The sequence below is a fragment of the Gordonia sp. p3-SID1431 genome, from assembly GCF_025143765.1.
GTDB lineage: Bacteria > Actinomycetota > Actinomycetes > Mycobacteriales > Mycobacteriaceae > Gordonia > Gordonia hongkongensis.
In genome coordinates this window covers 58,390-66,649 of the sequence record NZ_JAMBDT010000013.1, presented here as the reverse complement: position 1 = coordinate 66,649, position 8,260 = coordinate 58,390, and the positions used below count along the sequence as shown (strand labels likewise).

The 8,260-nt window shown below is 65.2% G+C and carries 7 protein-coding genes; 5 read left to right on the top strand and 2 right to left on the bottom strand.

Going from position 1 to position 8,260, the window contains the following annotated elements:
* Positions 1–130: 130 nt before the first annotated feature.
* Positions 131–1,777, bottom strand: coding sequence for an acyl-CoA synthetase (locus M4D77_RS05680; RefSeq protein ID WP_259935720.1), 1,647 nt, complete (start codon positions 1,775–1,777; stop codon positions 131–133).
* A 513-nt stretch (positions 1,778–2,290) separates the two neighbouring features.
* Between M4D77_RS05680 and M4D77_RS05675 the strand changes: the two genes are divergently transcribed.
* Both M4D77_RS05675 and M4D77_RS05670 read left to right on the top strand, forming a co-directional pair.
* Positions 2,291–2,803, top strand: a complete 513-nt coding sequence (locus tag M4D77_RS05675; RefSeq protein ID WP_083229324.1) for a flavin reductase family protein — start codon at positions 2,291–2,293, stop codon at positions 2,801–2,803.
* An 81-nt stretch (positions 2,804–2,884) separates the two neighbouring features.
* A complete protein-coding gene (locus tag M4D77_RS05670) occupies positions 2,885–4,372 on the top strand; it encodes an aldehyde dehydrogenase (RefSeq protein WP_068970410.1) in 1,488 nt (495 codons plus the stop codon).
* Here the strand turns inward: M4D77_RS05670 and M4D77_RS05665 are convergent.
* Positions 4,345–5,406, bottom strand: a complete 1,062-nt coding sequence (locus M4D77_RS05665; protein ID WP_223258856.1) for an Lrp/AsnC family transcriptional regulator — start codon at positions 5,404–5,406, stop codon at positions 4,345–4,347. The two genes, M4D77_RS05670 and M4D77_RS05665, sit on opposite strands and share 28 nt — an antisense overlap.
* Positions 5,407–5,548: 142 nt before the next feature.
* On the opposite strand from M4D77_RS05665, the gene M4D77_RS05660 reads away from it, so the two are divergent.
* The 3 genes from M4D77_RS05660 to M4D77_RS05650 are packed head-to-tail and all read left to right on the top strand — an operon-like array spanning position 5,549 to position 8,243.
* Positions 5,549–6,622, top strand: coding sequence for an LLM class flavin-dependent oxidoreductase (locus M4D77_RS05660; protein WP_137810254.1), 1,074 nt, complete (start codon positions 5,549–5,551; stop codon positions 6,620–6,622).
* The gene (locus M4D77_RS05655) at positions 6,619–6,792 is read left to right on the top strand and encodes a hypothetical protein (protein ID WP_171011654.1); all 174 of its coding nucleotides are present in this window, start codon (positions 6,619–6,621) and stop codon (positions 6,790–6,792) included. The genes M4D77_RS05660 and M4D77_RS05655 overlap by 4 nt, the downstream gene beginning before the upstream one ends.
* Positions 6,789–8,243, top strand: coding sequence for a cytosine permease (locus M4D77_RS05650; RefSeq protein ID WP_068970408.1), 1,455 nt, complete (start codon positions 6,789–6,791; stop codon positions 8,241–8,243). Before M4D77_RS05655 ends, M4D77_RS05650 begins: the two co-directional genes overlap by 4 nt.
* Positions 8,244–8,260: the final 17 nt, after the last annotated feature.

Sequence of the window (8,260 nt, the reverse complement as noted above, 5' to 3'; positions counted from 1 at the left end):
CCGGGCGCTCCTCAGGGAGCAGTAACCCTGAGGTGCGAGCGAAGCGAGCCAGCCCCCTGCTCCCTGAGGTGCGAGCGAAGCGAGCCAGCCCCCTGCTCCCTGAGGTGCGAGCGAAGCGAGCCTCGAAGGGTCAGAGCGGGCCGGTCGGGAGGTGCCGGCGGACGAGCTTGCCGGTGGGGTTGCGGGGCAGGTCCTCGACGAAGACGACGTCGCGCGGCACCTTGTACCGGGCGAGGTGCTTCTTGACGTGCGCCTTGATGTCCTCGGGCGTCGGGTTCGCATGATCGGCGGCGACGATGAAGGCGCGCAACCGCTTTCCGTATTCGTCGTCGTCGACGCCGATGACCGCCACGTCGTCGATGTCGGGATGCTCACCGAGCAGGTTCTCCACCTCGAGCGGGTAGACGTTCTCGCCGCCGGAGACGATCATGTCGTCGTCGCGGCCGTCGATGTGGAGGAGTCCGTGCTCGTCGAATCGGGCCATGTCTCCGGTGGACATGTAGCCGTCGATGATCTCCTTGTTGCGTCCGTCGGTGTAGCCCTCGAACGGGGCCCCGTTGCGCACGAAAAGCCTGCCGCGCATGTTGGTCCCGGAGATCCGGTTGCCCTTGTCGTCGAAGAGCGCGAGTCGGCTGGTGACCGGTGCGCGGCCCACCGTCCCCGGCGCCAGACGCAGCTCCTTTGGTTGCGCGACCGTTGCGATCGCGACCTCGGTGGAGCCGTAGAGGTTGTAGAGTACGTCACCGAACGTGTCCTGAATGGCTTCCGAAAGGGTCGGTGACAGAGCCGAACCCGCGAGCACGACGATCTTCAGCGACGACAAGTCGTACTTGCCGATGACGTCGGGGCCCAGTGCGACCATGCGGTGCAGCATGGTCGGGACCGCGACCAGCACCTCGGCCTTGTGGTCGGCGATCGCGGCGAGGGTCTTCTCGGCGTCGAACCGGCGCATCACCACGGTCTTGTTGCCCAGCGCCGTCCCCACCCCCCACAGCGCGAAACCGGTGGAGTGGAAGATCGGTGAGACGATCACCATGGCGCTGCGCTGCGGCAACGGGATCCGGTCCAGCAGAAGCGCACTGGCGAACGGCGACATCTTCGACCGCTGGGCGCCCTTGGGCAGCCCGGTCGTGCCGCTGGTGAGGATGACGAGTCCGCCCCACGCGGCGGGTTCGGGCGGAGTCGACGTATCGCCGGTGGCCGCGATGTCGTCGAGGGTCTGGACGCCGTCACCGACGGGGCGGTTGCCGTCGATCCAGGTGACGATGCGCAAGGTGTCGGCGGGGAGGGAGTCGGCGAGGTCGGTGAACTCCTCGTCGTAGAGCATCGCGACGATCTTCTCGCGCTCGGCGACCTCGGCGAACTGCGTCTTGCCGAAGCCGGTGTTCATCATGGCCAGGCGGAACCCGGCCTTGCCCGCGGCGCTCATGGTGGTCAGCAGCCCTCGGTGGTCCCGCGCGATGACGCCGATGACCGCTCCCGGCTTGATGCCCGACGCGAGCAGGTGGTTGGCGAGTGCGTTGGCGTGCGCATTGAGTTCACCGAAGGTGAGCTCGCCGTGTTCGTCGGCGACGGCTCCGGCCTCGGGGTACTCGTCGGCGCCGTGCGCCACCGCCGCCGCACACGGCCCGATGATCTTGGCACGCTTGACCGTGGTCAGCAGCTCCTTGGGTTCCGTTGGATCCACCAGACCCGACCGCCGCAGCACCTGGAACGCGCCGAACGCGTCCTGTGCCGATTCGACCACCGTGCCGACCGCACCGGTCACCGAGACCATGTCCACCCCACCTTTCGCGGCTGGGCCGCGTCGTCGCTCTCTTCGGATCCGGCTGCACTCCACGAACCGGGCCAGCAGTCGCGTCGCAGATGCAGGATATTGCCGGCCGCGCCGATCAATGCCTGTTTCAGCCAATCCGATTGTTGCGCTTCATTATTCAATCCATCTCTCGCCCGGGACGCCGATCGCGGCCCACGTGGTACCCCGTCGAACGGCGACCTCGTGGCGACAGGCTACCAAGTCTGACAACCCACGTCATCAGATCGGCGGGCCGGGCCCGCCGTGGGCGCCGGTGCATTCTTGGCGTTACCCCCTCGAAGGCCTGGACCGTAGCCACGCCGGCGAGCACCGCACGTGGGTCGAATGAGAACCGCCGACATCGAGATCCCGTAGCGGGAAAGTTCGCATGCGGCACGTGCCACTGAGAGGTCGCGCGTGAAACAGTCGTGTTACGGGCGTTAACTTCGCATTCAGGTCTTGCGTAGGTGAATTTGTTCGCATTATGGTCCTCTTATGGCTACAACAAGTGATGCGCGCCACTTCTCCAGCGTCAGCTCCGAGGCGTTCCGCGCCGCCATGGCGGACCTGCCCGCTGCGGTCTCGATAATCACCACCACGTCCGCGGCGGGTGTTCCGCACGGCGCAACCGTCTCCGCCGTCACCTCGCTCTCCCAAGACCCGCCGATGCTCCTGGTGTGTCTGGACGAGGCTTCGGACACCCTGGCCGCGCTCGGACCCGGCCGGCGATTTGTGGTCCACATCGTGTCGGACGGCCTTCAGGACACCGCCATGGCCTTCGCGACCAAAGGTGCCGCCAAGTTCGACGGCACCGATTGGACGTACTCGGCTTCGGGACAGCCGCTGATCGCCGGCGCCTCGGTGGTATTCGACTGCACCGTCGAATCCTTCTGCGTCGGAGGTGATCACACGATCGTCGTCGGCATGATTCACGCCATCGAACACTCGGCCGATCGCCCGCCGGTGGTCTATCACCGGTGGCGGATGCGCCCGACGATCCCCGCATGACCACCAGGTTCGAATCGCTTGCCCCTCCCGATTGTGACTGTCCCGCTTGTCCCCCATCCGCTCTCCTGAGGAGTCGACCGAATGACCATCAGTCCCCCGTCCACCACTGCCCCGGACAACGTCCTCGCTTTCGCGTCCCGACCGCACGGCTCGTTCATCGACGGGAACGAGCGCGTCGAGTCCGCAGAGGTGTTGTCCACCATCGATCCCTCGACCGGTCAAACGCTGACGACTGTTGCCGAGGCCGACACCGCCACGGTCGACGCAGCGGTCTCGTCGGCTCAGCGCGCCTTCGACTCGTCGTGGTCGACGATGCTGCCCGGCCTGCGCGAACGGATCCTGCATCGATTCGCCGACCTGATCGAGGCGAACGGTCCCGAGCTGTCGGCCTACGATGCGCTCGAGGGCGGTAAGCCAGTCAGCTATGTCGAGGCCGTCGATCTGCCCCTCGCCGTGGAACAGTTCCGCTATTTCGCCGGCTGGCCCACCAAACTGGCAGGTCAGACCGTGCCGGTCTCGACGCCTGGCGCTCACGTCTACACCCGGAAGCTCCCTCTCGGTGTCGTTGCAGCCATCACCCCGTGGAACTTTCCGCTCTGCCAGGCAGCGATCAAGATCGCTCCGGCACTTGCGGCGGGCAATACTGTCGTCCTCAAACCCTCCGAGCTGACCTCACTCTCGACGATTCGACTCGCCGAACTCGCGCTCGAGGCCGGACTGCCCGAGGGCGTGGTCAATGTGGTCACCGGATCGGGTCAGAGCACCGGGCAGTCATTGATCTCGCATCCCGATGTCGCCAAGATCTCGTTCACCGGCTCCGCGCGGGTCGGTCGCCATTTGGGAGCCGAGGCCGGCCGGATGCTGAAGCATGCATCTCTCGAACTCGGCGGCAAGAACCCCCACATCATCTTCGCCGACGCCGACGTCGAGAAGGCCGCTGCGGCGGCCGCCACCACCGCCTTCTTCTACAGCGGCCAGGTGTGCTTCAGCGGGTCACGACTGATGGTGGAGCGCGCCGCGCTCGATCAGGTTCTCGAGATCGTCGCGGCCCATGCCGCAGCGCTCGAGATCGGACCGGGCCTGGACCGCGCGACGACCATGGGTCCCCTCGTCTCAGGTCAGCACCGCGACAAGGTCGAGGGTTACCTCGCGTCGGTCCAGCAGACCGGCGCAACCATCGCTTTCGGGGGTAACCGGTTGTCGGACAGCGGTTTCTATCTGGAGCCGACTGCCATCGTCGGACCCGCCGACTCCGACGCTGTTGTCGCCGAGGAGATCTTCGGTCCGGTGCTGGTCATTCAGCCGTTCGACTCGATCGACGAGGTGACCACCCGCGCAAACGCCGGCGAGTACGGCCTCACGGCGGGCGTGTGGACCAACGACGTCCGCAAAGCGCACAACGTGGCCCAGAGTCTGCGAGCCGGCACCGTGTGGGTCAACACGTACGCCGACTACAACGCGGCAGCACCGTTCGGTGGGTTCAAGAGTTCCGGCATCGGTCGCGATTGCGGCCCCGAAGCTCTCGACAAGTACGTCGACACTCAGACAGTCTGGATGTCGCTGTCATGATCGTCGGCGGCGTCCTCGGGTCGGGGCAGCAGCGTTTTGTAGTGCAGCTGTTCGTAAACCAGGACTTCCACCGCGCCGACGCCGGGGATCACGCGGACGCCGTCGTCGAGAACGGCGAGCAACTCCTCACCGGAGGCCGTGACCAGTTCGGCAAGCACGTCGTACCGTCCAACGGTCAGGGCGACATAAGAGGTCCGGGGCAATTCCGTGAGAGCCTCGGCGACATCCCGCGCGCGGGCCCCGGACGCGAGACGAATACCCGCCCAGCAGGTGTGGGTGAATCCCATACGAAGCGGATTCACGATGGCCATCACGTGTACGGCACCGGATTCGGTGAGTTTCGCGTAGCGCTGCCGGATGGCGGCCTCCGAGACCTGGAGACCACGCGCCAGTTCACGAAACGACACACGTCCGTCGACGGCGAGACCGGCAACGATCTGTTGATCGAGCGAATCCAGTTCGCGCGGGCGCACTCCCGACTCCCGGGAGTCATCGCGATGGAACCTGGCCTGCTGGTAGTGGATACGTAGGAACGGCAGTACCTCGGCCGTGGCCACGCCGGCAGTAGGACGAATGGACTGTGCGACAACCCTTCTGAGTTCAACGTTGTCGACACAGATGAGCTCGACCTGGATCATGAAAGGACCGGTGGTCACAGTCACGTAATCCACCTGCGGAAGGCGGGACAGCTCATCGGCGATGCCCGATGGAGGACGTGTCCCGTCGACCGTGAGCAGCACCAGTGCCATTGCCTCGAAACCCAACCTCGTCGGATCGGTGACGGCGCCGATGGTGATGAAGCCCTCGGACAGCAGACGAGCAACGCGCTTGCGGACGGTCTTCTCCGTGACGTCGACGCGACGGGCGAGATCGGAAAAGCGCGCACGTCCGTCCGACTGCAGAGCATCGACGAGTGCGAGGTCGGTGCCGTCCACGACGTAACGCCCGTCCGATCGCTGCGGTTCGTCGTCGGGTCCGGATTCTCGCACCACCTCGATGGCCTTCTCGGCCGGCGACTTCAGGTCGACATCCACCCGTCGAGCCTACCCCCGCACGCTCACCGCGGAATCCGACGACACCGACACCCGCCAAGGGCACGCCCATCAACCACCACTCACCGCAACGCAGTTCGAATTTTCAGCATCACAACGGTTTTCACACGAAGGAGTCTCAACCATGCGCATCGGTCTTCTGCAAGAGGGCGACCTCAACGGGACAACCGTCTCGCAGCGCTATCACGACCTCATCGATGAGGTCGCTCTGGCCGACCAACTCGGCTTCTCGACCTGGGGCACCTCGGAGCAGCACTTCAGCCCGCCGAACTTCTCGGTGGCCGCCCCCGAGGTGTTGTACGCGGCCATCGCGATGCGGACCGAACGCATCAAGCTACGCACGATGGCGTCGGTCATGCTGAAGTGGAATCACCCGATCCTCGTCGCCGAGCGACTGGCGACGCTCGACATTGTGTCGCGCGGACGGGCCGAGGTGTGCACCGCGCGATCCAACAACCTCACCACCCTGGCCGCGTTCGGTGTGGACCCGAAGGACACCCGCGCCCAGTGGGAGGACTCGATGGACGTGCTCATGAAGGCGATGGTCGACGAGAAGTTGGAGCACGACGGCCCGGTCTGGAAGATCCCGTCGGTCGAGGTCGTCCCCAAGCCCGTCACCACTCCGCACCCGCCGGTCTCGGTCGCTGCCTCGAGCGTTCAGAGCCACGGAAACGCCGGGGTCCGGGGAATCGGGGTCATCACCTTCGACAACTACTTCGGCTTCGACTACCTGCAGGAATGCATCGACGACTACAACCGCGCCTTCGCTGAGACCGACCACACCGCGGTCGCCGCACCCAACAACTATCGCGGGCTGTACGTCGCCACCGCCTACTGCGCCGAAGACCGCGAGGAGGCACGGAGTGTGGCCCGTCGCGTCACCATGGACTACTTCAAGTTCATCCTCGATCTGTATGTGCCGCTCGCCAAGCAGCCCGGGTACACCTACCTCGACACCCTGGAGCAACTGATCGAGCACCAGGACGACATGGACTGGTTGTGTGAGTACAGCCCGTCGGTCATGGTGGGCACTCCCTCGGACTTCATCGAACGTATCGAGCGACTCGAGGACATGGGAGTCGACGAAGTGTTGCTACGGCTCGACGGTGTCGGACACGAGAAGATCATGAAATCCCTGGAACTCATCGGCCACGAGGTGATCCCGCAGGTCGCAGACGCACAAAGGGGGCCGGCGTGACCAGTGATCACAACCCGGGGCTGAGTCCCGAGCTGCGCTCGTTGATCGAGCAGATCAACGAGCCCGAGAATCAGGGTGTTCCGTTGGAGATGCGCGACTACGCACTGCTGTGCCTGGTCACGGTCGTGATCCCGGCTGTGCTCATCACTCTCGGAATGGTGCTGTCATGACCAAGGCGATGGGTCCCCGCGGCGGAGCCGCGGGCACGGGTTCGCCGGGCACGGGGTCGTCCGCGAGTGACAACGGCTGGCCGATGCCACGCTCGACCCGAACATGGGGTGGCGGGTCGGTCTTCACCGCGTCCGTCGCCACCGCGGTGGCCACCTGGTGCTTCATCATCGGCGGGTACGTGTCCTATTACCTCCAGGCCGGCCCGGGCACGCTGGCGATGATCGCCGGTTCGCTGATCGGGATCCTGTTCATCGCGCTGGCGTGCGTACCGGTGACGGCGAAGTACGGTTTCGACACCGTCACCTCGACCGTCCCGCAGCTCGGTGTCCGAGGCAAGTATCTCGCCGTCGCGTTGATCTACCTCGCCACCATCGGGTGGAACATCTACCTGATCGTTCTGTTGGGCCGTTCGGTGGTGGCGATCGCGGGAGCGGTCGACATCTCGATCCCGAGCTGGACGGTGGGTCTGATCGGTGTCATCGCCATCGGTCTGGTGGTCTTGATCCTCCGTAAGGGCGCCGATTCGGTGAAGGACTTCACCCGGCTCATCGCAGCAGTCGTGATCCTGCTCGCGGTCGCGGTGATCGTTCTCATCGTCAAGGACACCGGGTGGTCGAACCTGATGTCCTTGCCCGCCACTGCGCCCTACGACGACGAGAAGGCCAACTGGGCCAGCGGCCTCGAGGTTCTCATCTCGGTGAACCTGTCGTGGTGGGCCTACACCGCGGCAATCGCCCGCAACGGCGCACGTGCGCGCTCGTCGCTGTGGCCGGTCGTGTTCGCCCTCGGACTCGGAGTGGGTCTCGGTTCCCTGGCCGGCTTCTATGGCGGGCTCGTGGTCCCCGACTCCGCAGGTGACCCTACGTTGTTCGTGGTCGACCTCGGCGGAACGGCGTTCGGCATCGTGGCGCTGGGCTTCGTGGTGGTCTCCAGTTTCGGTACGACCACCGTCGGGATGTACTCCGCCACCTTGGCTTTGCGACAGCTACCGGGCATCCGGGGTCTGTCGTGGCGCATGTCGACAGTCATAGCTGCCGTACCCGCGATCGTCCTGGTCGGATTCTTCCCGAACCCGGTGTTCGACAACTTCTCGGTGTTTCTCGCCTTCCTCGCGATCGCGTTCGCGCCGATGTGCGGTATCCAGATCGTCGATTGGTACCTGCTCCGTCAGCAGCGGTACGACATCGAGGCGATCTACGACGCGACGCCGCGATCGACCTACTGGTTCTGCGGCGGCGTCAACCCGGTGGCGGCGGTCTCTTTCGCACTCGGCGTGATCACCTACCTGTATCTCCTCGACCCGGTGACCTACGTGTCACGCTCCCCGTTCGAGTACATGACCGCCTCGATACCCACTGTGCTCGTCGCCGCGGTCGCCTACTACCTGGGTACCCGCGTCTTCTATACCCGCGCCGGCCGCTTCGGCTACCGGTCCTCGCTGCACATCTGACCGTTACGTTCTTCGCC